Genomic DNA, 26,830 nt, shown 5'->3' on the forward strand with positions numbered 1-26,830 from the left:
GAATTTGCCTTGGTATCTCCTGCAGCATTCCTATAATGTTTTAATTCGGATGTATTGGCGTCATATCGTTGACGTTAATATGGCGCTCGCATTTCTGTTTGAGCTTGCTCCGCCAGCGCAGTGCGCAGGAGATCGTGATGAAAACCGATGCCAACGTAGTGCATCTGAACAAAATGGTTTCTGAAACGGCTCATCCCGCTGCCGGCAGGCTACCTGCGTCTCTTCTTCAGGTCCGTGATCGGGCTGCCACGCAGCTCAAGCAGGCCCTGCAGGCGTTGTTCGACAATGCCGATGACACCCTGTTCGACATGGCGGACCGCGCCACCAGCAACGCCGAACAGAATGCGTTCTTCGAAGCCATGCGTGACCTGCGCCTCAAGCGCAAAGGTATCGAGCGTGGTTTTCTGCAGAAGGTTTTCGAGTCCTTCGCCAGCTTGAATCAGTACGTGGTCGGCAAGCCGCCGTCACTCGACACGGTGTCTTTCGACAGCCTGTCACTCGTACAGAACGATGAGCTGGAAGAAACCGTCGCGCTGGATTCGATGATCGCCAAGGTATTGAGCCGCGACCACGTCGCCCTCACTCACCTCACCACGCGCCTCAATGCGGTCGTCAGCAAGAAGCTCGACGACAAGTCCAACCCCCTCGGACCGGTTTCGCTCAGCGAGCTGTTCCTCGACTCGTGCAGCGGGCTGGGTGTCGAGATCAAGGTCAAGCTGATCATCCTCAAACTGTTCGAGAAGTACGTGCTCAGTGGTCTGGAGCAGCTCTATGGCGATGCAAACGGCATTCTGGTCGAGGCAGGCGTATTGCCCGAGTTGAAGTCCGCGCCGCCTCGTCGTGCCGCCAGCCATAATCGACCGAGCCGCCACGACCAGGCGGAAAGCGTCGACCTGTCCTGCGCCGGTTATGGCGACGACGAAGTGCGTGAAGTTTTCAGTGCATTGCAGGAATTGCTGTCGCAGTCCCGGGAGAGCGTTTCGGTGCGTCGTCAGGCCCCGGCCAATGCCATGCCGATCTCCACCAACGACTTGATGCGCCTGCTGTCGCACATGCAACAGCGCGCGCCGATCCAGGCCCCGATGGATGTCGATCTGCGTGCTCAGCTCGAGCATCTGTTGACTCGCGCCAGTGCCAAGAGTGGCCGCGTGCGGGTAGTCGGCGAGGTCGATGAAGACGTCATCAACCTGGTGTCGATGCTCTTCGAATTCATCCTCGATGACCGCAGCCTGCCGGATTCGCTGAAAGCGCTGATCGCGCGCCTGCAGATCCCCATGCTCAAGGTCGCGGTCCTCGACAAGACGTTCTTCAGTCGCGGCAGCCATCCGGCGCGCCGCCTGCTCAACGAAATCGCCACTGCCGCCCTCGGCTGGGGTGAGCACGACCACAGCCAGCGTGACAGCCTCTATCAGAAGATCGAACAGGTCGTGCAGCGGCTGCTCAACGACTTTACCGATGATCCTGCGATCTTCTCCGAACTGCTGGCCGACTTCCTCGCCTTTACCGGTGACGAGCGTCGCCGTAGCGAGCTGCTCGAGCAGCGTACCCGTGATGCCGAAGAAGGCAGCGCCCGTGCCGAGCTGGCGCGTCGCGAGGTCGAGCACGCGCTGAACGAGCGGCTGTTGGGCAAGACGCTGCCAGAAGTGGTGGTGCGTCTGCTGCGTGAAGCCTGGAGCAAGGTGATGATGCTGACCTGCCTCAAGCACGGCACCGACTCCGAGCAATGGCATGCGTCCCTGGCCACCATGGACGACCTGATCTGGAGCGTGGAGCCCCACGAGAATCCGGAAGCGCGCCTGCGTTTGCTCGAGCTGGTGCCCGGCTTGCTCAAGGCGTTGCGTGAAGGGATGGCCAGTGCGGCGTTCGATCCTTTCTCTACCAGTGAGTTCTTCGGTCAGCTCGAAGCGCTGCACGTACAGGCTTTCCAGCGATTCAAGCGGGCCATGCCGGATGTCGAGCGCAGTGCGCCAACCGAATCCGATGACGTGCAGCGCACCGCACTCTCCGCCGTTGGCATCGAGTTGCCTCTGCTGGAACTGCCGCCCGAGAGCGAAGAGGGCGTGTCGGCCATGGTCGAGGTGGTCGAAGAGATCGTGTTGCTGGCGCCGGGGCAAACTCGTGTCGAGGAAGAAGAGCCGATGCTCGCCGACGATGACGAGGCGCTGCTGCATGTCGATGCGCTGCGTGTCGGCAGCTGGGTCGAGTTTCAGGAAGACGAAGAGCACAAGGTTCGCTGCAAGCTGGCGGCGATCATCAAGCCGACCGGCAAGTACATCTTCGTCAACCGGACCGGTATGAAGGTGCTCGAGAAATCCCGCATGGGCCTGGCTGTCGAGTTCCGCCGCAATGCCGTGCGCCTGCTGGATGATGCACTGTTGTTCGACCGGGCTCTTGAATCGGTGATCGGCAACTTGCGCCGACTCAAGAACGCCTGACCCTGGCGCATCGTTTTTCGCGTTCCCAGCGCGGATCTCCCTCTCGCGGCCTTGTCAGGCCGCGAGTCGTTTCTGGCGTCCGATCCTCCTTAACTTGCGCTGCAGCGTTAACAGCCCCTAGAGTGTGCGCTCGTTCGGGGAGCACGTATGCACAAGCAACTCGAAGACGGCTGGTATCAAGGGATTCAGCACTGTCCTTCGCCCAATTTCAATGAGCGCCCGCAGGCTGAGATTTCCCTGTTGGTGATTCATAACATCAGCTTGCCGCCTGGCCAGTTCGGCACCGGGCAGGTGCAGGCGTTCTTCAGCAATTGCCTGCAAGCCGATGCCCATCCGTACTTCGCGGGCATCGCCAGCATGACGGTGTCAGCCCACTTTCTGATCGAGCGTGACGGTACCCTCGTCCAGTTCGTGTCGTGCCTGGATCGTGCCTGGCACGCCGGCGTCTCCTGTTTCGATGGCCGGGAAAACTGCAACGATTTCTCCGTGGGGATCGAGCTCGAAGGAACCGATCACCTGCCGTTCACGGATGCGCAGTACGCTGTGCTGACGGAACTGACCCGCGTGCTGCAGAGCGCGTACCCGGCGATCACCGTCGAGCGTATCTGCGGGCACAGCGATATCGCGCCTGGACGCAAGACCGATCCGGGCCCTGCATTCGATTGGGCACGGCTGCGCCGCGCATTGATGACTGATAAGGAGGCATCATGAGTTTCCTGGTGTTGCTGCTGGTGCTGTGGATCGAAAAGTTTTCTTCATGGCGCCAACGTGTTCAGCACGACGAGCCTTGGCTGCGCGCCCTCGGGCGCCTGGAGCGCAGCGGCACCAGCAGCGATTCGCCGTGGCTGGCGATCGTGCTGCTGGTCGGTGTCCCGCTGCTTGTCGTCGCGCTGGTCCTCACGCTGCTGGCGCCACTGGCCTACGGCTGGCTGCTGCTGCCCGTGCACCTGCTGGTGGTGCTCTACAGCCTTGGCCGTGGCGACCTGCTGGCCGCTCTAGGGCCTTTTCGTGACAGCTGGCGGCGCGGCGATGGCGAGGCGGCCTACCTGGTCGCGCAGCGTGATCTGGGGGTCGACGGCGAGGGCGAAGCCACGCTGCTGCCCAACGTGCAGACGTTCATGGTCTGGCAGGCGTACCAGAGCTTTTTTGCGGTGATCTTCTGGTATGTCCTGCTAGGGCCTTTGGCTGCGCTGGCTTATCGGTTGCTGGCGTTGCTCGTCGAGCATGCTCAGTCCGATGCCCTGCGTGAGCGTGCGGCACAGTTGCGGCATGCCTTCGACTGGCTGCCGGTGCGTGTGCTGGCTGCCAGCTTCGCGCTGGTCGGCAATTTCATCGCCGTGAGCCGTGCTCTGCTCCATGAAGCCCTGAGCTGGGATATCTCGGCTGCCCAGCTCGCTTCCGGGGCCGCTCGCGCTGCCGCCGAAACGCCAGAGCCGCTATTGGGCGAAGCCGGTGTGGCAACCCTGGATAGCCTATGGCAATTACTGGTGCGCACGGCAATCCTCTGGTTCGCTGCAATCGCCCTGTGGACACTACTGTTCTAAGGCTGCCAGCCGAACAGTTGCATGGCGTTACGGCTGCTGGCCGCCGCCAGCGCCTCCGGGCCAACCCCGAGCAGCGGCGCCAGTTCACGGCAGATGTCCGGCAGGTGAGCGGGACTGTTGCGTCGGTTCGGGTGCATGGCCGGCGCCATGTCCGGTGAGTCGGTCTCGAGCACGATGGCATCCAGCGGCAGCCGCGCGATCACCTGGCGCAGGCGGTTGGCCTGGGGCCAGGTCGGCGCTCCGCCCAGGCCGAGCTTGAAGCCCAGCTTCAGGTACTCCCTGGCTTCCTCGTAGCTGCCGGCGAAGGCGTGGATGATCCCCGCACGGGGCAGTCTGAAGCGCTTCAAGGCGGCGATCACCGGCGCATGGGCACGACGCACGTGCAGCAGTACAGGCAGCTCGAAGCGCGCGGCCAGAACCAGTTGCGCCTCGAAAAGTGACTGTTGGCGATCACGGTCCAGATCCTCCAGGTAGTAATCCAGGCCGAACTCGCCGATGGCGCAGAGCTTTTCATGGCCGTGCAGGCGCTGCAGCCAGTCCTGCAATGACTGAAGATCCTCGGCACGGTGCTGGTTCAGATAGACCGGATGCAGGCCGAAAGCCGCGTACAGCCCCTCATGTTGCTGCACCTGATCCCACAGGCGTTGCCAGTTGCCATGCTCGACGCCCAGTACCACAAGCCGCTCGACGCCGAGCGTGCGAGCCTGCGCCAGTACCTCGTTGCGGTCGTCGTCGAAGTCGGGAAAGTCGAGATGGGTGTGGGTGTCGATCAGTTGCATAGCGTTCTGCCGGGCAGGTGAACAGAGGATTGAACAGGGTTTGCATACACAGCGGCTGCAACATTCTGTGAGTCATTCACGCCGTTGGCCAGTCGAACCTCACAGGGACGGCGGTTGTGGGGATCGCCGAAAGCAAAGGGCGGCCGCATGATGCGTCTTCGCAAGATACTTGGCTGGTGCCTGGCCAGCCTGTTGTTGTTGATCGCAGCTCTGATGTTGTTTCTGGTGCTGTTCGACTGGAACCTGCTCAAGCCAACGATCAATTCGCGAGTGTCCGAAGCACTCAACCGCCCCTTCGCCATCGAAGGCAACCTGGCGGTGACCTGGCAGCGTGAGCGCGACGAGCCGGGGTTGCGTGCCTGGATTCCCTGGCCGCACGTGTCTGCCGAGCAGCTTAGCCTGGGTAATCCCGAGTGGGCCAAGGGTGATCACTTCGTCAGCCTGCAGCGTGTCGAGGCCAGTCTGTCGCCGTTGCCGCTGTTGTGGAAAACCGTATCCATCCCGCGCATTCACCTGACCGGCGCCGACGCGGCCTTGGAGCGGCTCGCCGACGGGCGTGACAACTGGACCTTCGATCTCGGCGAGCAGGAGCAGCCGGACGAGGAGCCCGCAGCCCCCTGGATGATGGACATCGGCACCATAGGTCTCGACAAGGCACAGCTGCGTTACGACGATCAGACCTTGCAGGCCAGCGTGAGTTTGCTGGTGCAGCCGCTCGGCGAGCCCATCGCGTTCGACGAAATCGTCGGCAAGACCGCCAGTCAACGGGACGAAGCCGTCGTGACGCCCCAGGATTACGCCTTCGCCTGGCAGGCCAAGGGGCGTTACAAGGGGCAGGCGCTGACCGGCAACGGCAAGATCGGCGGCCTGCTGGCGCTGCAGGATGCCCGCCAGCCGTTCCCGGTTCAGGCGGATGTGCGTGCTGGCACCACCCGTGTGCAGGTCGCCGGTACGTTGACCGATCCGAAGAACCTCGGTGCGCTCGATCTGCGCCTGCGGCTCTCCGGCGCCAGCCTCGGCAATCTCTATCCCCTGACCGGCGTGACGCTGCCGGATACCCCGGCTTACTCCACTGATGGCCGTCTGGTCGCGCAGTTGCAGGACCCCGATGGTCCGCTGTTCCGCTACGAGAAATTCAATGGGCGTATCGGTGACAGTGACATTCACGGCGACCTCACATTCGTGGCTCGCGAGCCGCGGCCCAAGCTGTCCGGTACGCTGGTCTCCAATCAACTGCGTTTCGCCGATCTGGCGCCGCTGATTGGTGCCGACTCGAATGCCGAGAAGAAAGAGCGTGGTGCCGCCAGCGTCCAGCCGGGCAACAAGGTGTTGCCGGTCGAGGCGTTCCAGACCGAGCGCTGGCGCGACATGGATGCCGACGTCAGTTTCACTGGCAAACGCATCGTGCACAGCGAGGAGCTGCCATTCACCGACCTGTTCACCCACGTGGTGCTCAATGCAGGCATGCTCAGCCTCGAGCCCCTGCGTTTCGGTGTGGCCGGCGGGCGCCTGGATTCCACGCTGCGTCTGGATGGTCGTGGTACGCCGCTCAAGGCTGAGGCGCAGTTGCGCGCCCGTAATTTCCGTCTGCGCCAGCTGTTCCCCAGTGTGGAAGTGATGCAGAGCAGCCTGGGGGCGCTCAATGGCGATGCGACGATCAGTGGCACCGGTAACTCAGTGGCGACCCTGCTGGGCAGTTCGAACGGTCGGGTCAAGCTGCTGATCAACGATGGGCGGGTCAGTCGCAACCTGATGGAGATCGCAGGGTTGAACGTCGGCAACTATGTGGTCGGTCGCTTGTTCGGTGATGACGATGTGGAGATCAACTGCGCGGCCGCCAACCTGAACATCAGACAAGGCGTGTTGAAGCCGGAGTTGATGGTGATCGACACCGAGAATGCTTTGATCGGTATCGACGGTACGGTGAATTTCGGCAACGAACAGCTCGACCTGACCATCACCCCGGAGTCCAAGGGCTTCCGGGTTTTCTCGCTGCGCTCGCCGCTGTACGTGCGCGGCACCTTCAAGGAGCCTCGACCGGGCGTGAAGGCCGGCCCGCTGGTGCTGCGCGGCGCCGGTATGCTGGCGCTGGGCGCGTTGGTGGCACCCGCTGCGGGGCTGGTGGCGCTGGTAGCGCCGAGCGGCGACCAACCCAACGAATGCGCGCCGCTCCTGGAGCAGATGCGTCAGGGGGCTAACCGTTGAAGCGGGTTTTCAGGTGCCGCTCGATAGCGTCCAGGCCGGGTTGATAGGCTCCGTCCAGGGCGTCGAGCAGGCGTTGGAACACCCGGTCGGCTATCCGCTCATGCTGCTGCGAGATGGCGTTGACCCGCATGGGCAGAAAGTCCAGTAGCTGGGCATCGCCGAAGGTGCCGAGGCGTAGGCGGCTGGTATCCATTTCCGGGTGTTCGTAGAGTGCGTCCAGCACACCTTCGAGCAGCACGTAGGCGGTGGTCACCAGTACGTCAGGCAGGGTGCCCTGCGCCATCAGCTCGCGCATCTGCCGGTGGCCCCACTGACGGCTGAACTGCTCGCCATGACTGACGCTGACCAATCCATCGAAATCCGCCAGTGCGTCGCGAAAGCCCTGTTCGCGGGCCAGGCTGATCGGCAGTTCCGGGCGGGCGCCGATCAGGGCGGCCTGGCGTGGCATCGGCTGTAGCAGGCTTTTGGTCAGCAACTCGCCAGCCTGACGATCATCGCTGATGACCGAATACAGGTGCATGGGGTCCAGCGCGCGGTCCACGGCAATCACCGGGGTGCCGGCCGCGATCAGCTGACGGTATTCGGGGGCGTCTTGAGGCAGGCAACTGGCGACGATCAGCGCGTCGCAACGGCGCGAGCGGAACAGCTCGAGCAGTTGTCGCTCGCTGTCCGGCCGATCATCGGAGCTGGCGATCAGCAACTGATAACCGGCATCTCGGGCGCGTTGTTCGAGCAGTTTGGCCAGGCGCGCGTAACTGGGGTTTTCCAGATCCGGGAGGATGAACCCGAGGCAGCGACTTTCCCCGCGCCGCAGGCCGGCGGCCTGTGGGTTGGGACGATAGTCGTGCTTCTCCACCACTTCCAGCACCCGCTGAACGGTCGCCGCACTGATCCGGCGCTTGGCAGCCTGGCCATTGATCACGTAGCTGGCGGTGGTCAGCGATACGCCAGCCAGGCGGGCGATGTCGGTCAGTTTCAAGGTACGTCTCCTCTGGCGGACTTCAAGGATTACCGATTATCAGGTAACGTGCCAGCGCTAGATGAAACGATTCAGCAAACGAGTCGACTAAGCTAACAAGAATGTCCGCCAAGCCCGTGCACCGCGCCGGTCTTGCTCGAGGAGAAACGTCATGCTCGAACTACACCCTTCGCAGATCCAGATGGGCCGGCAGGCCGCGGACAAGCAACAGGCGCTGGCCGATCTGGCCGACAGCCTGGTCACCGACGGCCTGGTCGCGTCCGGCTATCTGGATGGCATGCAGGCCCGCGAACGGCAGGGCTCGACTTATCTGGGGCAGGGCATCGCCATTCCGCATGGCACGCCGGAAACCCGCGATCAGGTGTTCCAGACCGGCATGCGTCTGATCCAGTACCCCGAAGGCGTGGACTGGGGCAATGGCCAGCGTGTGTACCTGGCCATCGCGATTGCCGCACGCTCCGACGAGCACCTGCGTCTGCTGCAACTGCTCACCCGGGCGCTTGGCGAAGGTGACCTCAGCCAGGCGTTGCGCGAGGCTCAGGATGCAGATGCCATCCTTGCCCTGCTGCAGGGCGCCCCTCAGGAGTTGGCTCTCGATAGCCAGTTGGTTGGGCTCGGCGTCAACGCAGAAGATCTGGACGAGTTGGCCTGGCAAGGCGCCCGCCTGCTGAAGAAGGCCGGCTGCACGGCATCCGGCTTTTCCGGCAGCCTGGTTCAGGGCGAGCCGTTGCCCTTGGGTAACGGGCTGTGGTGGCTGAGCAGCGAGCAGGGCGTCGAGCGCCCGGGTCTGGCCTTCGTCACCCCGGCACGGCCGCTGCAGCAGGCTGGTCAGCCGGTAGCCGGACTGTTCTGTCTCGCCTGTCTGGGCGAGGGGCATCGCAAGGTGCTCGAGCGTCTCTGCGATCTGCTGATCGCCGGGCAGGGTGATGCCCTGGCGCACGCGACCACCAGCCGTGGCGTGCTCGAGGCGCTGGGCGCCGAGCTGCCTCCCGACTGGCCAGCGCTGCGCATCACCCTGGCCAACGCCCATGGTTTGCATGCCCGTCCGGCCAAGGCGCTGAGTGAGCTCGCGCAAGGTTTCAATGGTGACATCCGCGTACGTCTGGCCGAGGGGGCTGCGGTCGGCGTATCGGCCAAGAGTTTGAGCAAACTGCTGGCGCTCGGCGCCCGCCGCGGCCAGGTGCTGGAGTTCAGCGCCGAGCCCGCGATCGCTGACGACGCATTGCCGGCCATCGAGGCGGCTGTTCGTGCCGGTCTCGGTGAAGAGGTCGAGCCGCTACCCCCTGAGTCAGCCGAGCTGGTCGTCGATTCGCCGCCCTTGCCTGAAGCTGATGCGGCGCCCAGCGCGCCGTCTGCCGGCACTCGCCTGCAAGCAGTCGCCGCGTCACCAGGTATCGCCAGCGGCCCGGCCTTCGTGCGCCGTGTGCCGCGCCTCGATTATCCCGCCGAAGGTGAGGGCGTCAGCGTGGAACGGGAGCGCCTGGATGCCGCTCTGCAGCATATCGACGGCGAGATTCAGCGGCTGGTCGAGCGTAGCCAGGAAGCCAGTGTGCGCGACATTTTCGTCACTCATCAGGCGATGCTGCGTGATCCGGCTCTGCGTGAGGACGTCGATGCCCGCCTGGCTGCGGGTGCCAGTGCGCAGGCTGCGTGGATCGGCGAGATCGAGGCGGCCGCGACCCAGCAGGAGTCGCTGCGTGACGCGCTGCTGGCCGAGCGCGCTGCCGACCTGCGTGATATAGGCCGCCGCGTGCTGGCGCACCTCTGTGGTGTCGAGGCGCCTCAGGAACCCGCTGAGCCCTACATTCTGGTGATGGGCGAGGTCGGCCCTTCGGACGTCGCCAGCCTCGACCGTCAACGCGTCGCCGGTATCGTCACCGCTCGTGGTGGCGCTACCGCGCACAGTGCGATCATCGCCCGTGCCCTGGGGATTCCCAGCGTGGTCGGTGCTGGTGAAGGCCTGCTGGCCTTGCAGCAGGGCACTCGATTGCTGCTCGACGGTGACCGTGGTCAGGTCTGGGTCGCTCCGGACGATGCCACCCTGGCCCAGGCCGAGCGCGAGCGACAGGCCAGCGAGCAGCGCCGCGAACGTGCCCATGGCGAGCGTATGCACCCGGCGCGTACCCGTGATGGTCATGCAGTCGAGGTCGCCGTGAACATCGGCGCCAGTGGTGAGGCTGCCGCTGCGGTCGAGCTGGGCGCCGAGGCAGTGGGTTTGCTGCGCACCGAGCTGGTGTTCATGGATCACTCCCAGGCGCCGGACGTGGCGACCCAGGAGGCCGAGTACCGGCGTGTGCTCGATGCCCTGCAAGGCCGGCCGCTGGTCGTGCGTACGCTGGATGTCGGTGGTGACAAGCCCTTGCCTTACTGGCCGATGCCGGAGGAGGAAAACCCCTTCCTCGGTGTGCGCGGCATACGTCTGACCCTGCAACGCCCGGACATCATGGAAACCCAACTGCGCGCCTTGCTGCAGGCTGCCGATGGGCGCCCCTTGCGCATCATGTTCCCGATGGTCGGGCAAATCGAAGAATGGCGCGCGGCGCGCGCGATGGTCGAGACGCTGCGTCAGGAGATTCCGCTGGACGATCTGCAACTGGGCATCATGATCGAGGTGCCATCCGCTGCGCTGATGGCGCCGGTGCTGGCCCGTGAGGTGGACTTCTTCAGTATCGGCACCAATGACCTGACCCAGTACACCCTGGCCATCGACCGCGGCCATCCCACCCTGTCGGCCCAGGCCGATGGCCTGCATCCCTCGGTGCTGCGCCTGATTGGCATGACCGTCGAGGCTGCCCACGCCGAAGGCAAGTGGGTCGGTGTCTGTGGCGAGCTGGCCGCGGACATGCTCGCCATCCCGCTGTTGGTCGGTCTGGGCGTCGACGAACTGAGCGTCGCCGCACGCAGCATCCCGCTGGTCAAGGCGCGGGTCCGCGAGCTGGACCTTCATCACAGCCAGGTGCAGGCACAGCAGGCCCTGACTCTGAGCAGCGCTGCCGCGGTGCGTGCGCTGGTCGAGGAGACACACTGATGGCGCGTATTCTCACCCTGACCCTGAACCCGGCGCTGGATCTCACCGTCAGCCTCGATACCCTGCAGCCCGGGGCGGTCAATCGCAGCCTGGGGATGACCAGTCATGCGGCGGGCAAGGGGCTCAATGTCTCCCAGGTCCTCGCCGATCTCGGCCACAAGGTCACCGTCAGCGGTTTTCTCGGCCAGGCCAATGCCGCGCCGTTCGAGCTGCTGTTCCAGCGTCGTGGTTTCATCGACGCATTCGTGCGAGTGCCCGGCGAGACCCGCAGCAACATCAAGCTCGCCGAGCGTGATGGCTGCGTCACCGATCTCAACGGCCCCGGGCCGGAAGTCGACGCGGCGCATCAGCAGCAACTGCTGGAGCAGCTGGAGCAGATCGCCGTGGGGCACGACGCTGTGGTCGTTGCTGGTAGCCTGCCGCGCGGTGTGACGATCGAATGGTTCGCTGCGCTGTTGCGTCGCCTGGTGAGCCTCGGCTTGCCGCTGGCGCTGGATACCAGTGGTGCAGCCTTGCGTGCCGGCTTGACGGCGGGACCCTGGTTGATCAAGCCCAATGAAGAAGAACTGGCCGAGGCTTGCGACCTGGCGTCGGCATCTCCCGAGCGCCTGGACGACGCCATCCGCCAGCTGCAGCAAGGCGGCATCGAGCATGTGCTGCTGTCGCGCGGCGCCCAGGGTGCTGACTGGTTCGGTCCCCATGGTGTGCTGCATGCGCAGCCGCCACAGGTCGAGGTGGTCAGCACTGTCGGTGCTGGCGACTCGCTGCTCGCCGCCACCTTGCACGGCCTGCTCAGTGAATGGCCTGCCGAGCGCACGCTGCGCCTGGCGACGGCGGTGGCCGCCCAGGCGGTCACGCAAATCGGATTCGGAATTCACGATCGGCAACAGCTCGCCCGCCTGGAAGCGGCGGTGGCTGTGACGTCGAAACAATAACAAGAGGTCGTTGCAATGAATGTGCTGATCATTACCGCCTGCCCCAACGGCCAGGTCACCAGCGTTCTGTGTTCGCGCCTGTTGCAGGCCGCTGCCGAGCGTCTGGGTTGGTCCACCCAGGTTGAGGTGCATGACCCCAAGGCGATCGGCTCGCCGCTGAGCGAAACCGATATCGCCGCAGCCGAACTGGTGCTGGTGGTGAAAACCGGCGAGCTGGATCTGCAGCGTTTCGTTGGCAAGCGCGTGGTGCAATCCACGCCGTCCGAAGCGCTGGCTGACCCGAAGCAGTTTCTGCTGATCGCTGCCGAACAGGCGCAGGTGCTCGAGAAGGCTGCGCCCGTGGCCACGGCCTCTTCCGGCGGCAAGCCGAAGCTGGTGGCGATTACCGCTTGCCCAACGGGTGTCGCCCACACCTTCATGGCTGCCGAAGCGCTGCAACAGGCTGCGGAGCAACTGGGTTATGACCTGAAGGTAGAAACCCGCGGTTCGGTGGGCGCGCGCAACCTGCTCGACGACGCCAGCATCGCCGCGGCCGATGTGGTGTTGCTGGCCACGGATATCGAGGTCGAGACCGAGCGTTTCGCTGGCAAGAAGGTCTATCGCTGCGGCACCGGCGTCGCCTTGAAGCAGCCCAAGCAGACCTTGCAGAAGGCGCTGGCCGAGGGCGTGCAGCAGCAGGGGGTAGGGCAACCGCAAACCGCCGATGCCGGCAAGCCGGGTAGCAAGAGCGGGCCATACAAGCATCTGCTCACCGGCGTGTCGTTCATGCTGCCGATGGTCGTGGCCGGTGGTCTGTTGATCGCCCTGTCCTTCGTGTTCGGTATCGAGGCGTTCAAGCAGGAAGGCACCCTGCCTGCTGCGTTGATGAAAATCGGTGGTGAAGCGGCCTTCGCGCTGATGATCCCGGTACTGGCCGGTTACATCGCGTACTCCATCGCGGACCGTCCCGGGCTGGCGCCAGGGATGATTGGCGGTATGTTGGCCAGCGCCTTGGGTACCGGTTTCCTGGGGGGCATCATCGCCGGCTTCCTTGCGGGTTATCTGGCCCTGGCGCTGAATCGCTGGTTACGCCTGCCGCAGAGCATCGAGGCACTGAAGCCGATTCTGCTGATACCACTGCTGGCCAGCCTGGCCACGGGCCTGGCGATGATCTATGTGATCGGTACGCCGGTCGCCGGAATCATGGCTGCCTTGGAGGTGTTCCTGCAGAACATGGGCACCACCAATGCAATCCTGCTCGGACTGCTGCTCGGCGGCATGATGTGCGTGGACCTCGGTGGACCGATCAACAAGGCGGCCTACGCGTTTTCCGTCGGCCTGCTGGCATCGCAGAGTTATGCGCCGATGGCCGCGACCATGGCTGCCGGTATGGTGCCGCCCATCGGCATGGCCATCGCCACGGTTCTGGCCCGCCGCAAGTTCAGCCAGACCGAGCGCGAAGCCGGCAAGGCAGCCGGTGTGCTGGGGTTGTGCTTCATTTCCGAAGGGGCGATTCCCTTCGCCGCGAAGGACCCATTGCGGGTCATCCCCGCCAGCATCGCCGGTGGCGCACTGACCGGTGCGCTGTCGATGTACTTCGGCTGCAAGCTGATGGCGCCACACGGTGGCTTGTTCGTGCTGCTGATCCCCAACGCGATCAACCATGCGTTGCTGTATCTGCTGGCGATCGTGGCGGGCAGCCTGGTGACCGGGGTGGTCTACGCGCTGATCAAGCGCCCTGAGGTCGAAGCCCTGACGGTGGCTGCCAAGGCTTGAAAATGGCGCAGGGCATCCGCGGATGCCCTGCCCGTGGTTCAGCGTGTGCCGAAGACCACCATGGTCTTGCCTTTGACGTGCACCAGGCCCTGTTCTTCCAGGGCCTTGAGCACGCGCCCGACCATCTCCCGCGAGCAACCGACGATACGGCCGATCTCCTGACGAGTGATCTTGATCTGCATGCCGTCCGGGTGAGTCATCGCATCCGGTTGTTTGCACAGGTCGAGCAGGGTGCGAGCAACGCGACCGGTAACGTCGAGAAACGCCAGGTCACCCACCTTGCGGGTGGTGTTGCGCAGCCGCTCGGCCATCTGCGTACCCAGCGCGAAGAGAATGTCTGGATCCTGCAGGGTCAACTCGCGGAACTTGGCGTAGCTCAGTTCGGCAACTTCGCATTCGGTCTTGGCGCGAACCCAGGCACTGCGCTCTTTCTCCGCACCGTCCTTGCCGAACAGTCCCATCTCGCCGAAGAAGTCTCCGGGGTTGAGGTAGGCGATGATCATTTCGCGGCCGTCGTCGTCTTCGATCAGGATGGTGACCGAACCCTTGACGATGAAATACAGCGTTTCGCTGCGGTCACCTGCATAAATGATCGTGCTCTTGGCCGTATAACGACGGCGGTGGCAATGGGCGAGCAGTTTGTCGAAGTTTTTTACTTTGGGTGTAAGAGTGATTGCGACCATGCCTGAGTCCCGAATATAGAAAGATAAGCCTGGCAGACGTGTTAGATGAAGCCGCTCAGACCCAAGTGCTTGACTATCTCGCAAGGCAGATGCCGGCTCTCCAGTGCGTGAAACGATGTCCGAATCGTTTCGCAAACAGTGGATGCCCACATTTTTGCAGCGGAATATGGCGTTGCATGCAATGCGTTGTGATCGATAGCGCCCTGGTCAATATCTTGTTCTTATCGACTGATAACGATGTGTCGCGCTTCGATAAAGGGATTGTGCCACTAAAACGGCATCATCATGAACAGTGATACTTCCAGAGGAACTGTTTTGTGAGGTATTGCACGTTCCGCTTGTGAACTCTAGCAGCATCTGTGGCACCCGTCGTAAAAGTCGCCCTGTGATAAGCTTCCGGCCTTTTGAAGGAGGGGCGGCAACGATGAAAGCTCGCGTTCAATGGGCAGGCGAAGCGCTGTTTCTAGGCGAGTCGGGTAGTGGCCATGCTGTAGTGATGGACGGTCCGCCGGAGAATGGTGGCCGTAATCTGGGCGTGCGCCCGATGGAGATGTTGCTGATCGGCCTGGGCGGCTGCAGCAATTTCGATGTGGTGAGCATTCTGAAGAAATCTCGCCAGCCGGTGGAAAGCTGCGAAGCCTTTCTCGAAGCCGAGCGCGCCAGCGAGGATCCCAAGGTGTTCACCAAGATCCATCTGCACTTCGTGGTGAAGGGCCGTGGTTTGAAAGAGGCTCAGGTCAAGCGGGCGGTCGAGCTGTCTGCCGAGAAGTATTGCTCGGCTTCGATCATGCTTGGCCGTGCCGGTGTGGAAATCACCCACGATTACGAAATCGTCGAACTGGGTGCTTGAAGCAGAAGGGTGATCATTTATCGCCCTTCTGCTACTGGTCAGATCCGATAGGTAGTCTTGGTCATGACCTTCGAAAGCAGTGTCATGCCCAGTTTGACCGGCGCCGGGAAGCGCGCACCGCCGGCATCCAGCGCACTGTTGGCATGCTCCTGCTCGTCGCGGCGCATCTGTTCGAGGATGGCTCTGGATTTGCCATCTTCTTCGGGGATCTGTTCGAGGTGTTCGTCGAGGTGTTTGACCACCTGGTCTTCGGTTGCCGCGACGAAACCCAGGCTGACCCGGTCGCTGACCAGGCCGGCTACGGCACCAACGCCGAACGACAATCCATAGAACAGCGGATTCAAGACGCTCGGGTGGCTGCCCAGCTGTCGAATGCGTTGCTCGCACCAGGCCAGGTGATCGATTTCTTCATCCGCCGCATGCTCCATGGCCGCACGCACGCGTGGTAGCTTGGCGGTCAGTGCCTGACCCTGATACAGCGCCTGCGCGCAGACTTCCCCAGTGTGGTTGATGCGCATCAGGCCGGCGATGTGGCGAGTCTGTTTCGCGTCGAGCTGCGCCTCGGGTTCGACGATGGCTGGCGATGGACGGCTCGGCTGGCCACTGAAAGGCAGCAGCGTGCGCAGCGCCATGTCGGCTTGCAGCAGCAGGCGGTCGGCGGGCGAATAATGGCGGTCGTTGGCCATGAGGGTTCTCCGGCGAGGACATGAGCAGCCAGTCTACCGTAAATGGTCCGTCGTGTTCGGCGGCCTGCATCGGCACCGAGTGCAAACGTGTCGTGCCTCTCCAGTCGTGCATCCGGCACTTGCCCGACGCTGTCGGTTGGCGGGAGTATGGGCTTGCCTCTGGGGCATAAGGAGTTGCTGTGAAGAACGATATTCACGACCTGGGATTGGTACTCGATTCCAAGGTCACGCTGGTGCTCATCGAATCATGGGATGAACGGCGGGTACTGGAGACGCTGACCGGTCTGGCGGTACGCCGCGGCCTTGGCTTGCTCACCTGGTCGGTTACCGAAGGGCTGCAGCGCGCCGGCTTTGCCGGTGAGGCTTTCGCGGAAAGCGGCAGCAGCGAACCGGAAGCTGCGTTGCGGCTGATCAAGGCCGACCCTCAGGCAAACCTCTACGTGTTGTGCGACCTGCATCCCTTTCTGGTCGATAACCCCAAGCTGGTGCGCCTGCTCAAGGAAATCGCCATGGCCGATGGCAGCCAGGCGCCGACGGTGGTGCTGGTATCCCATGCCTGCAAGTTACCGCCAGAAGTGCAACGCTACGCGGCGCGTTTCAACCTGGCGTTGCCTGGGGAGGACGAACTGCTGGGGATCGTCCGTGATGAGGCCACGCGCTGGAGCGAGCGCAACCGCAATCGTCGTGTCCGCACCGATAACCGCACCCTGCAGCAGGTGGTGAAGAACTTGCGTGGCATGAGCCACGCGGAAGCACGGCTGCTGGCGCGCAACCTGATCTGCGATGACGGCGCCATCACCCAGGAAGACCTGCCGGAACTCAACAAGGCCAAGTTCGAGCTGCTCGACCTCGATGGCGTACTCAGTTACGAGTACGACACCGCGCGTTTCGCCGATGTGGGTGGCCTGAGCAACCTCAAGCGCTGGCTCGGCGAGCGGCAGCGAATCTTCTTCGACGGCACCGGTGTCGACCTGCCCAAGGGCGTGCTGCTGGTCGGCGTACAAGGCTCGGGCAAGAGCCTGGCAGCCAAGGCGGTAGCCGGGTTGTGGGGCTTGCCGCTGCTGCGCCTGGATTTCGCCTGCCTGTACAACAAGTTCTTCGGGGAAACCGAGCGCAATCTGCGCGAGGCACTGAAGCTGGCCGAGCAGATGTCGCCCTGCGTGCTGTGGGTCGACGAGATCGAGAAGGGCCTGGCAAGCGGCGATCAGGACGGCGGCGTCAGCCAGCGCGTGCTCGGTACGCTGCTGACCTGGATGGCCGAGCGCAAATCATCGGTGTTCATGGTCGCTACCGCCAACGTAATCGGTCGCCTGCCGCCCGAGCTGGTGCGCAAGGGGCGCTTCGACGAGTTGTTCTTCGTCGACCTGCCGGACCTGGAAACCCGCGCCGAGATCTTCCGTATCCATCTGCAACGCCGCGAGCTGGATGCCACGGCCTACGACCTGCCGCAGTTGGCGGCGGCAAGCAGCGGTTTTTCCGGTGCCGAGATCGAGCAGGTGGTGGTCAGCGCGCTGTACGCCTCTCAGGCGCAGCAGCAGTCCGTCGACCATGGCATGCTGTTGCGTGGCATCCAGGCCACGTCGCCATTGTCGGTGATCATGGCCGAGCCGCTGGCCGAGTTGCGGGAATGGGCGCGGGGGCGGACGGTCAGCGCAAATTGAGGTCGATCAGGCGCGGCCGAAACGTCGGTTGAGCCGCGCCGCGAATCGGCGCACCAGCAGTCGTGGGAAAAACCTTGGGGCCAGGGTCAGCAGGCGGTTGCGCCAGCCGGGGACGATGATCGCGTGGTTCTTGTCCAGGCCACGCACGGCTATCAGGGCAACTTCCTCGGCGCTGAGCATCAGCTTGCCGTTCTCCAGCGCGCTGGCATCGAGCTGAGCGTTGCGAAAGAACGCACTGCGCGTCGGCCCAGGGCAGAGTACCGACACCTTCACACCGTAAGGTCGCAGCTCTTCGCGCAAGCCTTCGGAAAAATGCAGCACGTACGCCTTGCTCGCGTAGTAATTGCTCATCCATGGCCCCGGCTGGAAAGCGGCTATCGACGCCACGTTGAGGATCTGCCCGCTGCCACGCCCTGCCATCACCGTGCCGATTGAGTGGCACAGGCGCGCGAGTGCCAGCACGTTCACTTCCAGCAGTTCCTGTTCGCGACTCCAGTCCTGGGCAACGAATGAGCCGGCGCTGCCGAGGCCCGCATTGTTCACCAGCAGCTCGATGACGAGACCGTTCTGCTCGAGTTCGTGCATCAGCCCGGATAACTGCAGGGGTTCACTGAGGTCGCAAACACGGAACAGGACTTCGACGGAGAAACGCTGTGTCAGCTCGTAGGCGATGCTTTCCAGGGCATCGCGCTGGCGAGCGATCAGAATCAGGTTACGCCCGCGGCGTGCCAATGCTTCGGCCAGGGCAAGGCCGATACCACTGGAGGCACCGGTGACCAGGGCATAGCGGGACATGGGGTTCTCCTGATGCTGTCCGTGACGGGCGTATAGCCTATCCGCAACAGGCCTGTCAGCGCTGCACTGGCAACGCCGGCAGGGAAAATAAATGCAGCGGTATCGATCAGGACCCGCTCACCACCTGGTCGAAGAACATACCGAACACCGCCAGGATGGCAAAACCGCTCAGGAACAGCGTCAGCAACCCGCCGACCATCAGAACGATGAACAGGCCGGCCAGCAGATTGACTGCCAGGCTGTTGGGTGGCGGTTCCGGGCCGAAGCGATTGCTGCCGACGGTGCCTGGTACCACCAGCATGATGATCCAGAATACGCTATTGACGATCGGCACCAAGTTGAGCAGCCACAGCCAGCCCGTCCAGCCCATGTCGTGCAGGCGCTGCACGCCGATCTGCACACTGATCACCAGCATGCCGATACTGGCACCGATGACGAGAATGCCGCTCAGGGTTTCCGAGAGCAGCGCCACGGCCGACAGCGCGGCAACGACCGCCGCGAAGGCGAACATCAGCACCAGCGACCACGCCAGGTATCGCATGCGGCCGATACGGCCATTGAACGAAGCGACCTTCAGTTCGCCGACCTGGCCGGCCTGAGTGTCGATATTGGCACGAGGTGGGGTGTAGGGCGTGTGCTGTGCTGGCGATGCGCTCTGAGCCGGCTGCGCCGGGGTGCTTTCGGCCAGAGCCGCCTGCCGAGCCAGATACTTCTCGATGATCACGCCGCACGCGGAGCACTCGGGGGCGGTCATTTGTTGATGGCCGCATTTCGGGCAGTCCATGGGTTGCTGAGACTGTTCGGCAGGCGGTGCGCTGGCGGCCTTTTCCTCATCGGTTTCAACCAGGCTCAGTGCGGCGGCCAGGTCGGGCTCCTTGCGTGCTCGTGCGCCGGCACGCTGCAGCACGGTCAGATACTGGTCGGCTTCATCTTCAGCCAGGTCGCGCTTCAGGGCGATGGGCCCACGGCCGAACAGGGTGTCGATGCGCGCGCGGTCGCTCTTGAACAGGCTGGCCAGATTTGCCTTGACCGTGTCCATCGAGGTGTCGGGCATCAGGCTGCCATCGAAGACGATCTTGTAGCGGAGCTGGCTCATGCGAGCGTCCTTGTCTGCACGGGAGAGAATGGGCAGACCCTATCGCTCCCTCAGATCTTCGGCAAGTGGCCAAGGGCTACTTTCGCATGTTGCTGAGCGGTGGTTCTCAGCTTGCCGAAAGCTTCGACCGCATGGCCCGTCGGTATTCGTCATCCAGGCGAGCGATCAGCTCACCTGCTGACGGCAGGTCACTGATTCCGCCGACGCCCTGACCCGCCGACCAGACGGTCTTCCACGCCTTGGCTTCCTCGTCGAGCGGCTTGAGCTTGGCATCTGGGGGAGCGCCCCGCAGGGTGCGCAGATCGAAACCCGCTCGTTCCAGGCTCTGGCGCATGAAGCTGGCCGGTACGCCGGACACCGCAGGCGTGTGAATGATGTCGCTGGCCCGCGCCTCGATGATCATCTGCTTGTAGTCCTGCGCGGCGGCGCTCTCCTGGGTGGCGACGAAACGAGTGCCCATATACGCCAGGTCGGCCCCGAGTATCTGCGCAGCGAGCATTTCATGGCCGCTGTTGAGAGCACCTGCCAGCAGTACGGTCTTGTCGAAGAACTGGCGGATCTCCGCGATCAACGCAAAGGGACTCCAGGTCCCCGCATGGCCCCCGGCGCCCGCAGCGACCGCGATGAGCCCGTCGACACCCGCCTCGGCGGCCTTTTCCGCATGCCGGCGCGTGGTGACGTCATGAAAGACCAGGCCACCATAGGCATGTACGGCATCGACGACCTCTTTCACCGCACCGAGGCTGGTGATGATGATCGGTACCCGGTGGGCTGCGCAGATGGCCAGGTCCTGCTCCAGGCGCGGGTTGCTGGCATGGGCGATCAGGTTGACAGCGAAGGGGGCGCCATCCTGCTGCAGGCCCGCTTCGATTTCCTCGAGCCAGCTCTCGAAGCCTTTACTGTCACGCTGGTTCAGGGCGGGAAAACTGCCAACGATACCGTTGTTGCAGCAGGCGGTTACCAGTGCAGGGTTGGAGACCAGGAACATCGGCGCGGCGACCAGCGGAAGGCGCAGGCGGTTTTCCAGCAGGGGAGGCAGGGACATTGAAGGCTCCTTGGCAGATCCTGTTCAGAACGGTTTGACCACCACCAGAATGACGATGGCGATCAGCAGCAATACCGGTACTTCGTTGAACCAGCGATAGAACACGTGACTACGCTTGTTCTCGCCACGGGCCAGGCGCTTGTACATGGCGCCGCAAACATGGTGGTAGCCCACCAGCAGCAACACCAGTGTCAGTTTGGCGTGCATCCAGCCCTGGCTCATCCAGCCCGGCACCATCACCAGCAGGCCGATGCCGAGTGCGAGAGTGGCGATCATCGCCGGGGTCATGATCCCGCGATACAGTTTGCGCTGCATGGTGCTGAAGCGTTCACGGCTTGGCGCGTCCTCGCTCATGGCGTGGTACACGAACAGACGTGGCAGGTAGAACAGACCGGCAAACCAGCAGACCATGGCGACGATATGCAGAGCTTTGATCCACAGGTAGAGCATTGCCGTTCCTCTCGGTAATAAGTGCTTCGATACTAGTGCCCATGGTCTCAATAGTCATCAAGACGGTTGGCCGCAGGCAGATCGGCCTTTATGATCGTCATCTCTTAGCATTCTCGAGGCACCCGATGCCCGCATCCGCCTTCACTCCGACAATACTGCCTGTTCGCCGTCGCAGCCTGCGCGGGCGGCTTGCCTGATGTCGGGTTGGGAAGTCCGCCCCAGTAATCGCGCCCATGAACGGCGTCTTCGTGTTGCGTTGGTCCTCCTGCTGATGGCCGTGCCCAGCGCTTTCTATCTGGGAAGCTGGTGGCAGGCCAGGGCGACGCAGGAGCAGGGCGTCGAAGCGCAGGCGATGCAGGTTCGCCTGGACGAACAGGCGCGGGAGCTCGACGAGCTGCGTCAGCGCATGGCGGTGCTCAGCAGCGGCGAGCAACTGGCTCAGCAGTCCAATGAGCAGAGTCGTCTGAATATCAAGTTGCTCGAAGAACAGAACTTCAAGCAGCAACAGGAGCTAGCCTTCTATAAGGGTGTATTGGCTCCGGACAGCCGCGTCGATGGGCTGCTCATCCGCAGTGTCGACATCCATCCCACTGAGCAGGCGGGGTTGTTCCGCTTCAAGATCATGCTCAGTCGGGTCGGCAAGGATGACAAACCCTTGCAAGGGCGTTTGCATGTGCAGGTGGATGGCCGCCAGGCAGGCAAGGCGAAAAGCCTGCAGTTAGGGCAATTGAGCGGAGATTTGCCAGAGGGGTCGACCGACCAGTCGATTCCGTTCGCCTTCAAGCACCTGCAGGCGATTCCGGAAGGCGGACGTCTCGGCGAGCTGCAGCTCCCCGAGGGGTTCGAGCCGAAGCAGATACGTATCAAGGCCGATGTCGAGGGTGGCAAGCCCGTCGAGCGTCAAATCGAATGGACTGACTGATAAGTGATGGTTCGCGATGTGGAATAAAGGCAAAGGCAAGGCAGACATGCAGCGTTTCACTGGCAAGACCAGCCTGATCGCCGCAGGCGCGGCATTTCGCGGTGATCTGGAGTTTCAGGGGGCCGTGCAGATCGATGGCAGGGTGCTTGGCGATATTCGCACCGAGGAAGGCCTGGTGCGGGTCAGTGTCGATGGCCAGGTTGAAGGTGAAGTGCGAGCCCCCCATATAGTGATCGATGGCGAGATCATCGGTGATGTCTACGCCACTCAGCACGTCGAGTTGGGGCCTAAGGCTCGGGTGCGCGGCAACCTCTACTACGGCCTGATGGAAATGGCCATGGGGGCGCAGGTCGAGGGTGGTTTGCGGCCGATCAAGGAACAGGGTAGACCGTTGGAGCTACCGGAGAGCGTGGACGACGTAGAATAGTTGACCGCTTTTCTAGGGTAAGCGGATAATGTAGCGCTACAACGCAGTATGGCGCCTGGCGCCGGGAGAGAAACATGAGCGTCGAAACCTTCACCCCCACCGCAGCGATGCAGTTCACGCAAGGGGCGGCAAGCAAGGTTAAGAACCTGGTTGATGAAGAGGGCAACCCGCGTCTGAAGCTGCGCGTATTCGTCACTGGTGGCGGCTGCTCCGGTTTCCAGTACGGTTTTACCTTCGATGAAGACGTTGCCGATGATGACACCATCATCGAGCGCGAAGGTGTCGCTCTGGTCGTCGATCCGATGAGTTTTCAGTATCTGGTAGGCGCCGAAGTTGATTATCAGGAAGGCCTGGAAGGATCGCGTTTCGTGATCAAGAACCCCAATGCGACCACCACCTGTGGCTGCGGGTCTTCGTTCTCGATCTGACCCGCCTTGCCATACACGAAAACGCCGCGCATTTGCGCGGCGTTTTTCGTTCTGGGCGTTGGTTCTAGGCCGGGTAGATGGCGCCAAGGATTCTTGGCCCACGGGCGCCAGTAACCTCTGGACGATTGGCCGGGATCCCATTGAGGCAGCAGTGGGCCAGCCAGGCGAATGCCATGGCCTCTACCCAGTCAGCCGGCACGCCGTGATCGTCCGTGCTGCTGACCCGAGCGCCCGGCAGCAGCGCCTGCAAGCGCTCGATCAATGTCCTGTTGTGAGCGCCGCCGCCGCACACCAGCAGTTCGCTGCAATGTGGCTGAGCCTGTTGCAGTGAAGAGGCGATGCTCGTTGCGGTCAGCTCGAGCAGCGTGGCCTGCACGTCTTCTGCCTTGTATATGGGCTGTCTTGCCAGCTGTTCCATCAACCATGGCAGGTTGAACAGCTCGCGGCCGGTGCTTTTCGGGCCTGTGGCCTGGAAGAAGGGATCGCCGAGCAGCGCGCTGAGCAAGCCATCCTGCACCTGGCCGCTGGCCGCCCATGCGCCGTCGCGGTCATAGGCATGCCCTTGATGTTGCTGAATCCAGGCGTCCATCAATACGTTGCCAGGGCCGCAATCGAAACCCAGCGCTGGCTTTCCTTCTTCCAGCAGGCTCAGGTTACTGAAACCGCCCACGTTGAGGATCGCCCTTGCCGCGTCACGGCTGGCGAACAGCGCCTCGTGGAATGCCGGCACCAGCGGTGCACCCTGGCCGCCCGCCGCGACATCGCGGCGACGGAAGTCCGCCACCACGCTGATTCCGGTCAGTTCGGCGAGCAGTGCGGCATTGCTGATCTGGATGGTGAAACCCCGTGCCGGCTCATGGCGCACGGTCTGGCCATGGCTGCCAATCGCGCGGATGGCTTGCGGTTGCAGATTCTGTTCGGCCAACAGGCTATGCACGCCTTCGGCGACCAGATGCGCCCATTGCTGCTCGGCGACGGCTGCACGCGCGAGCTCGTCCGGGCCAGAGCTGCAGAGTGCCAGCAATTGTTCGCGGAGCGCGTCGGGGAGGGGCTGGTAATGATGAGCGAGCAGCCTGGTGTGCTCGCTTTGTTCGATAAGGGCGATGTCCAGCCCGTCAAGACTGGTGCCGGACATCACGCCAAGGTAGAGCATCGGCTTAACGCTTGTTCAGCGCGAGCATGGTGGCTTTTTCCTGATCCATGCGCGCCATCAGTGGCTTGCTCATCTGCAGGAAACGTTGTTTTTCCTGGCGAGCGATCGGGTCGGACATGGGCAGCTTCTGGCTCAGCGGGTCCACGTGAGTGCCGTTGACCTGAAACTCATAGTGCAGGTGCGGCCCGGTGGACAGGCCGGTCGTACCGATGTAGCCGATGATCTGGCCCTGCTTGACGCTGCCGCCGGTACGTACGCCTTTGGCGAAACCCTGCATGTGGGCATAGAGGGTACGGTAACGGCTACCGTGCTGCAGTACGACGGTGTTGCCGTAACCGCCCTTGCGGCCTGCGAGGATCACCTTGCCGTCACCGGCCGCTTTGATCGGAGTGCCGCGCGGGGCTGCGTAATCCACGCCTTTGTGGGCGCGAATCTTGTTGAGGATCGGGTGCTTGCGGCCGTTGGAGAAGCGCGAGCTGATGCGGGCGAAGTCCACCGGGGTACGGATGAATGCCTTGCGCATGCTGTTGCCATCGGCATCGTAGTAGCTGACGTTGCCCTGCTTGTCGGTGTAACGCACGGCAGTGTAAGTCTTGCCGCGGTTGGTGAAGCGCGCGGAAAGAATGTTGCCGGTACCAACGGACTTGTCGGCAACGACCTTCTCCTGGTAGATGACTTCGAATTCGTCGCCCTGCCGAATATCCATGGCGAAGTCGATGTCGTAGCCAAAAATGTTGGCCAGATCCATGGTCAGATTGTGCGACAGACCGGCGCGCTTCGCGGACACGAACAACGAGCTGTTGATTACCCCGTGAGCGTAGGAATCACGTACATCCGGCTTGACCAGCTCGCGCTTGAAGTCGTAGCCCTTTTCCGTCTTGTTCAGGCTGACGCTTTCCAGGTCGCTGAGCTTGCTGTGCAGGCTTTCCAGCTGACCGTCTTCGCTGAGCTTGAACTGCAGCTCCTGGCCGACCTTGAGGCGGCTCAACTGCTTGGCGTCCTTGCTGCTGTTTATCACGTCATGCAGGGTGTTGGCCGACAGGCCGACCTTGCTGAATACCGTGGAAAGCGTATCGCCATTGGCCACAGCAACGGTTTTGCTGAGAGGATCTTCCGGCGGCTGTTCGGCTACCTGGGGCTCGGCTTCCAGCTCGGCGTTCTGGGTGTCTTCGTTGCCTTCAATTTGCGCGAAGGGTGATTCATCGGCAGGTTGATCCTGTGCCACGTCTGCCGGAGGCGTCGGCAGGTTCTGCTGTACCTGCTCCGAGCCGTTGTCCATGTCGAGATTGAGAAAGGTCTTTTTCGCTTCTACTTCCCGGGAAGGGAACACCAGGAGGGCCAGGCTGAGCAGTGCGGCTACGCCGCTCGCTGCAATGATGTGGGTTTTGGGATAGAGCGGCGGCGCTTTAGTTGTCGAGGTCATAGGGCTGCTTTTTTTGAAGTGAAAAGATGAAGAGGAAAAGAAGATACTGATGAATATGCAGTAACTGTATAAAATATAACCAAATCCACCTTGAGGCAACCCTGAAGGTGATGGCTGGTAAGCCTGTGGCTTTACGCTGGGCAAAACTTGTCATTTGTCCGTGATCTTGTATGGTTGGTTCCCTTTTGAATTTGGTGATTGTGAGTCCTTATGAAGTCGGTTGAAGAGCAGCTCGCGCTGATCAAGCGCGGTGCGGAAGAAGTCCTGGTTGAGGCGGAGCTGATCGACAAGCTCAAGCGTGGCGAGCCGCTGCGTATCAAGGCTGGCTTCGACCCGACCGCGCCGGATCTGCATCTGGGCCACACCGTGCTTATTAATAAGCTGCGCCAGTTTCAGGATCTGGGTCACCAGGTGATCTTCCTGATTGGCGACTTCACCGGAATGATCGGCGACCCTAGCGGCAAGAGCGCCACTCGCCCGCCGCTTACCCGCGAGCAGGTTCTCGAGAACGCCGAGACCTATAAGCAGCAAGTGTTCAAGATCCTCGATCCGGCGAAGACCGAGGTTGCCTTCAACTCCACGTGGATCAACGAGCTGACGCCTGCCGATTTCATTCGTCTGGCTTCGCAGTACACCGTGGCGCGGATGCTCGAGCGCGACGACTTCGACAAGCGCTACTCCGGCAATCAGCCGATCGCCATTCATGAGTTCCTTTACCCGCTGGTGCAGGGGTACGACTCCGTTGCCTTGCGTGCCGATGTCGAGCTGGGTGGCACCGATCAGAAATTCAACCTGCTGATGGGGCGTGAGCTGCAGCGCGCCTATGGCCAGGCCTCTCAGTGCGTGGTCACCATGCCGCTGCTCGAAGGTCTGGATGGCGTCAAGAAGATGTCCAAGTCGTTGGGCAACTATATAGGTATCCAGGAAGCGCCCGGCGTCATGTACAACAAGCTGGTGTCCATGCCGGATGCGCTGATGTGGCGCTACTTCGAACTGCTGAGCTTCCGCTCCATGGACGAGATCGGGCAGTTCAAGACGGATGTCGAGAATGGCGCCAACCCTCGTGATATCAAAATCAAGCTGGCCGAAGAGATCGTCGCGCGCTTTCACGGCGAAGAAGCCGCTGCAACCGCGCACCGCTCTGCCGGTAACCGTATGAAGGACGGCGAGCTGCCGGAGGACCTGCCAGAGGTTGAGCTGGCTTCTGCCGAAGACATGCCGATCGCCGCTCTCCTTAATAAGGCAGGTTTGGTGAAGAATGCGGCAGTCGCTCGCGACCTGCTGGGTTCAGGTGGTGTGCGAGTGGATGGTCAGGTTGTCGATCGAGCCTTCGTGTTCAAGCTGGGTGCGACGCATGTCTGTCAGGCCGGCAAGAAGGCTTTCGCGCGTATTACGCTGAAATCCGAATAAACCTGAAATAAGCCCTTGACCTGATTTCGTGGGGGCCTATAATGCGCACCACTTCCGGCGCGGCCTGATCTGAAAACTCCTTATTAAACAAGAAGTTAGACGAAAATAAAGGTTGCACGGACGGCGAATTCGAGTAGAATG

Annotated in this window: 23 protein-coding genes; 13 read left to right on the plus strand and 10 right to left on the minus strand. The window is 62.5% G+C overall.

Translation table 11 applies throughout. From position 1 onward, the window contains the following. Positions 1 to 137 precede the first annotated feature (137 nt). The 3 genes from ACT9T4_RS16945 to ampE all read left to right on the plus strand — a co-directional run bounded on the left by ACT9T4_RS16945 (position 138) and on the right by ampE (position 3,979). Entirely contained in the window at positions 138 to 2,435 is a 2,298-nt protein-coding gene (locus tag ACT9T4_RS16945) for a DUF1631 domain-containing protein (protein ID WP_042554311.1), read from the plus strand. A gap of 147 nt (positions 2,436 to 2,582) precedes the next feature. Further along, positions 2,583 to 3,146, plus strand: coding sequence for a 1,6-anhydro-N-acetylmuramyl-L-alanine amidase AmpD (gene ampD / locus ACT9T4_RS16950; protein WP_042554312.1), 564 nt, complete (start codon positions 2,583 to 2,585; stop codon positions 3,144 to 3,146). Continuing rightward, positions 3,143 to 3,979, plus strand: a complete 837-nt coding sequence (gene ampE / locus ACT9T4_RS16955; protein WP_042554313.1) for a regulatory signaling modulator protein AmpE — start codon at positions 3,143 to 3,145, stop codon at positions 3,977 to 3,979. The genes ampD and ampE overlap by 4 nt, the downstream gene beginning before the upstream one ends. Here ampE and ACT9T4_RS16960 read toward each other — a convergent pair. Beyond that, positions 3,976 to 4,758 (minus strand): TatD family hydrolase, encoded by a 783-nt coding sequence (locus tag ACT9T4_RS16960; protein ID WP_042554314.1) that lies wholly within the window; start codon positions 4,756 to 4,758, stop codon positions 3,976 to 3,978. The genes ampE and ACT9T4_RS16960 overlap by 4 nt on opposite strands. Positions 4,759 to 4,905: 147 nt before the next feature. Between ACT9T4_RS16960 and ACT9T4_RS16965 the strand changes: the two genes are divergently transcribed. After that, the gene (locus ACT9T4_RS16965; RefSeq protein WP_499118066.1) at positions 4,906 to 6,963 is read left to right on the plus strand and encodes an AsmA family protein; all 2,058 of its coding nucleotides are present in this window, start codon (positions 4,906 to 4,908) and stop codon (positions 6,961 to 6,963) included. Here ACT9T4_RS16965 and cra read toward each other — a convergent pair. Then, positions 6,953 to 7,942 carry a catabolite repressor/activator gene (gene cra / locus ACT9T4_RS16970; protein ID WP_042554316.1) on the minus strand — a complete coding sequence of 330 codons (990 nt, stop codon included), beginning with the start codon at positions 7,940 to 7,942 and terminating at the stop codon, positions 6,953 to 6,955. The genes ACT9T4_RS16965 and cra overlap by 11 nt on opposite strands. A 151-nt stretch (positions 7,943 to 8,093) precedes the next feature. On the opposite strand from cra, the gene ptsP reads away from it, so the two are divergent. The 3 genes from ptsP to ACT9T4_RS16985 are packed head-to-tail and all read left to right on the plus strand — an operon-like array spanning position 8,094 to position 13,660. After that, complete coding sequence (gene ptsP / locus ACT9T4_RS16975) at positions 8,094 to 10,970, plus strand: phosphoenolpyruvate--protein phosphotransferase (RefSeq protein ID WP_499118068.1); 2,877 nt, start codon at positions 8,094 to 8,096, stop codon at positions 10,968 to 10,970. Continuing rightward, positions 10,970 to 11,905: a 1-phosphofructokinase gene (gene pfkB, locus ACT9T4_RS16980; protein WP_042554318.1), complete on the plus strand. Its 936-nt coding sequence runs from the start codon at positions 10,970 to 10,972 to the stop codon at positions 11,903 to 11,905. Before ptsP ends, pfkB begins: the two co-directional genes overlap by 1 nt. A gap of 15 nt (positions 11,906 to 11,920) precedes the next feature. Further along, positions 11,921 to 13,660, plus strand: coding sequence for a PTS fructose-like transporter subunit IIB (locus tag ACT9T4_RS16985; protein WP_042554319.1), 1,740 nt, complete (start codon positions 11,921 to 11,923; stop codon positions 13,658 to 13,660). A gap of 38 nt (positions 13,661 to 13,698) precedes the next feature. Here the strand turns inward: ACT9T4_RS16985 and crp are convergent, their stop codons facing one another. Continuing rightward, positions 13,699 to 14,343 carry a cAMP-activated global transcriptional regulator CRP gene (gene crp / locus ACT9T4_RS16990; protein WP_042554320.1) on the minus strand — a complete coding sequence of 215 codons (645 nt, stop codon included), beginning with the start codon at positions 14,341 to 14,343 and terminating at the stop codon, positions 13,699 to 13,701. 424 nt (positions 14,344 to 14,767) lie between these two features. Here crp and ACT9T4_RS16995 point away from each other — a divergent pair, with 424 nt between their 5' ends. Continuing rightward, positions 14,768 to 15,193, plus strand: a complete 426-nt coding sequence (locus ACT9T4_RS16995) for an OsmC family protein (RefSeq protein WP_042554321.1) — start codon at positions 14,768 to 14,770, stop codon at positions 15,191 to 15,193. Positions 15,194 to 15,231: 38 nt separating this feature from the next. On the opposite strand, the gene coq7 is transcribed toward ACT9T4_RS16995, so the two are convergent. Further along, the gene (gene coq7 / locus ACT9T4_RS17000) at positions 15,232 to 15,879 is read right to left on the minus strand and encodes a 2-polyprenyl-3-methyl-6-methoxy-1,4-benzoquinone monooxygenase (protein ID WP_042554322.1); all 648 of its coding nucleotides are present in this window, start codon (positions 15,877 to 15,879) and stop codon (positions 15,232 to 15,234) included. Between the two features lie 179 nt (positions 15,880 to 16,058). Here coq7 and ACT9T4_RS17005 point away from each other — a divergent pair, with 179 nt between their 5' ends. Further along, positions 16,059 to 17,540, plus strand: a complete 1,482-nt coding sequence (locus tag ACT9T4_RS17005) for an AAA family ATPase (protein WP_042554323.1) — start codon at positions 16,059 to 16,061, stop codon at positions 17,538 to 17,540. Between the two features lie 6 nt (positions 17,541 to 17,546). Here the strand turns inward: ACT9T4_RS17005 and ACT9T4_RS17010 are convergent, their stop codons facing one another. The 4 genes from ACT9T4_RS17010 to hemJ form a co-directional block, all read right to left on the minus strand. Continuing rightward, complete coding sequence (locus ACT9T4_RS17010) at positions 17,547 to 18,335, minus strand: SDR family NAD(P)-dependent oxidoreductase (protein WP_042554324.1); 789 nt, start codon at positions 18,333 to 18,335, stop codon at positions 17,547 to 17,549. A gap of 106 nt (positions 18,336 to 18,441) precedes the next feature. Further along, positions 18,442 to 19,431, minus strand: coding sequence for a DUF805 domain-containing protein (locus tag ACT9T4_RS17015; protein WP_499118072.1), 990 nt, complete (start codon positions 19,429 to 19,431; stop codon positions 18,442 to 18,444). A gap of 106 nt (positions 19,432 to 19,537) precedes the next feature. Continuing rightward, positions 19,538 to 20,476, minus strand: a complete 939-nt coding sequence (locus ACT9T4_RS17020; protein WP_499118074.1) for an NAD(P)H-dependent flavin oxidoreductase — start codon at positions 20,474 to 20,476, stop codon at positions 19,538 to 19,540. Positions 20,477 to 20,500: 24 nt separating this feature from the next. Continuing rightward, a complete protein-coding gene (gene hemJ, locus ACT9T4_RS17025; protein WP_042554327.1) occupies positions 20,501 to 20,926 on the minus strand; it encodes a protoporphyrinogen oxidase HemJ in 426 nt (141 codons plus the stop codon). 271 nt (positions 20,927 to 21,197) lie between these two features. Between hemJ and ACT9T4_RS17030 the strand changes: the two genes are divergently transcribed. The 3 genes from ACT9T4_RS17030 to erpA all read left to right on the plus strand — a co-directional run bounded on the left by ACT9T4_RS17030 (position 21,198) and on the right by erpA (position 22,703). Next, positions 21,198 to 21,848, plus strand: coding sequence for a DUF6776 family protein (locus ACT9T4_RS17030; protein ID WP_231570167.1), 651 nt, complete (start codon positions 21,198 to 21,200; stop codon positions 21,846 to 21,848). A 16-nt stretch (positions 21,849 to 21,864) separates the two neighbouring features. Then, entirely contained in the window at positions 21,865 to 22,275 is a 411-nt protein-coding gene (locus ACT9T4_RS17035; protein WP_179539157.1) for a bactofilin family protein, read from the plus strand. Positions 22,276 to 22,349: 74 nt separating this feature from the next. Continuing rightward, positions 22,350 to 22,703 (plus strand): iron-sulfur cluster insertion protein ErpA, encoded by a 354-nt coding sequence (erpA, locus tag ACT9T4_RS17040; protein WP_042554330.1) that lies wholly within the window; start codon positions 22,350 to 22,352, stop codon positions 22,701 to 22,703. A 64-nt stretch (positions 22,704 to 22,767) separates the two neighbouring features. Here erpA and ACT9T4_RS17045 read toward each other — a convergent pair whose 3' ends face one another. Together ACT9T4_RS17045 and ACT9T4_RS17050 are read right to left on the minus strand one after the other, a co-directional pair. Further along, entirely contained in the window at positions 22,768 to 23,856 is a 1,089-nt protein-coding gene (locus ACT9T4_RS17045) for an anhydro-N-acetylmuramic acid kinase (protein WP_499118076.1), read from the minus strand. Between the two features lie 4 nt (positions 23,857 to 23,860). Beyond that, positions 23,861 to 25,279 carry a peptidoglycan DD-metalloendopeptidase family protein gene (locus ACT9T4_RS17050; RefSeq protein WP_042554332.1) on the minus strand — a complete coding sequence of 473 codons (1,419 nt, stop codon included), beginning with the start codon at positions 25,277 to 25,279 and terminating at the stop codon, positions 23,861 to 23,863. 210 nt (positions 25,280 to 25,489) lie between these two features. Here ACT9T4_RS17050 and tyrS point away from each other — a divergent pair, with 210 nt between their 5' ends. Beyond that, complete coding sequence (gene tyrS, locus ACT9T4_RS17055; RefSeq protein WP_042554333.1) at positions 25,490 to 26,689, plus strand: tyrosine--tRNA ligase; 1,200 nt, start codon at positions 25,490 to 25,492, stop codon at positions 26,687 to 26,689. Positions 26,690 to 26,830 lie beyond the last annotated feature (141 nt).

Source organism: Pseudomonas sp. SZ40 (genome assembly GCF_052958135.1).

What these genes read in the sequence shown, in the direction of transcription:
- ACT9T4_RS16945 (WP_042554311.1), top strand. Translation starts at nt 138, where the DNA reads ATGAAAACCGATGCCAACGTAGTGCATCTGAACAAAATGGTTTCTGAA.
- ampD (WP_042554312.1), top strand. Translation starts at nt 2,583, where the DNA reads ATGCACAAGCAACTCGAAGACGGCTGGTATCAAGGGATTCAGCACTGT.
- ampE (WP_042554313.1), top strand. Translation starts at nt 3,143, where the DNA reads ATGAGTTTCCTGGTGTTGCTGCTGGTGCTGTGGATCGAAAAGTTTTCT.
- ACT9T4_RS16960 (WP_042554314.1), bottom strand. Translation starts at nt 4,758, where the DNA reads ATGCAACTGATCGACACCCACACCCATCTCGACTTTCCCGACTTCGAC.
- ACT9T4_RS16965 (WP_499118066.1), top strand. Translation starts at nt 4,906, where the DNA reads ATGATGCGTCTTCGCAAGATACTTGGCTGGTGCCTGGCCAGCCTGTTG.
- ptsP (WP_499118068.1), top strand. Translation starts at nt 8,094, where the DNA reads ATGCTCGAACTACACCCTTCGCAGATCCAGATGGGCCGGCAGGCCGCG.
- pfkB (WP_042554318.1), top strand. Translation starts at nt 10,970, where the DNA reads ATGGCGCGTATTCTCACCCTGACCCTGAACCCGGCGCTGGATCTCACC.
- ACT9T4_RS16985 (WP_042554319.1), top strand. Translation starts at nt 11,921, where the DNA reads ATGAATGTGCTGATCATTACCGCCTGCCCCAACGGCCAGGTCACCAGC.
- crp (WP_042554320.1), bottom strand. Translation starts at nt 14,343, where the DNA reads ATGGTCGCAATCACTCTTACACCCAAAGTAAAAAACTTCGACAAACTG.
- ACT9T4_RS16995 (WP_042554321.1), top strand. Translation starts at nt 14,768, where the DNA reads ATGAAAGCTCGCGTTCAATGGGCAGGCGAAGCGCTGTTTCTAGGCGAG.
- coq7 (WP_042554322.1), bottom strand. Translation starts at nt 15,879, where the DNA reads ATGGCCAACGACCGCCATTATTCGCCCGCCGACCGCCTGCTGCTGCAA.
- ACT9T4_RS17010 (WP_042554324.1), bottom strand. Translation starts at nt 18,335, where the DNA reads ATGTCCCGCTATGCCCTGGTCACCGGTGCCTCCAGTGGTATCGGCCTT.
- ACT9T4_RS17015 (WP_499118072.1), bottom strand. Translation starts at nt 19,431, where the DNA reads ATGAGCCAGCTCCGCTACAAGATCGTCTTCGATGGCAGCCTGATGCCC.
- ACT9T4_RS17020 (WP_499118074.1), bottom strand. Translation starts at nt 20,476, where the DNA reads ATGTCCCTGCCTCCCCTGCTGGAAAACCGCCTGCGCCTTCCGCTGGTC.
- hemJ (WP_042554327.1), bottom strand. Translation starts at nt 20,926, where the DNA reads ATGCTCTACCTGTGGATCAAAGCTCTGCATATCGTCGCCATGGTCTGC.
- ACT9T4_RS17030 (WP_231570167.1), top strand. Translation starts at nt 21,198, where the DNA reads ATGGCCGTGCCCAGCGCTTTCTATCTGGGAAGCTGGTGGCAGGCCAGG.
- ACT9T4_RS17035 (WP_179539157.1), top strand. Translation starts at nt 21,865, where the DNA reads ATGTGGAATAAAGGCAAAGGCAAGGCAGACATGCAGCGTTTCACTGGC.
- erpA (WP_042554330.1), top strand. Translation starts at nt 22,350, where the DNA reads ATGAGCGTCGAAACCTTCACCCCCACCGCAGCGATGCAGTTCACGCAA.
- ACT9T4_RS17045 (WP_499118076.1), bottom strand. Translation starts at nt 23,856, where the DNA reads ATGCTCTACCTTGGCGTGATGTCCGGCACCAGTCTTGACGGGCTGGAC.
- ACT9T4_RS17050 (WP_042554332.1), bottom strand. Translation starts at nt 25,279, where the DNA reads ATGACCTCGACAACTAAAGCGCCGCCGCTCTATCCCAAAACCCACATC.
- tyrS (WP_042554333.1), top strand. Translation starts at nt 25,490, where the DNA reads ATGAAGTCGGTTGAAGAGCAGCTCGCGCTGATCAAGCGCGGTGCGGAA.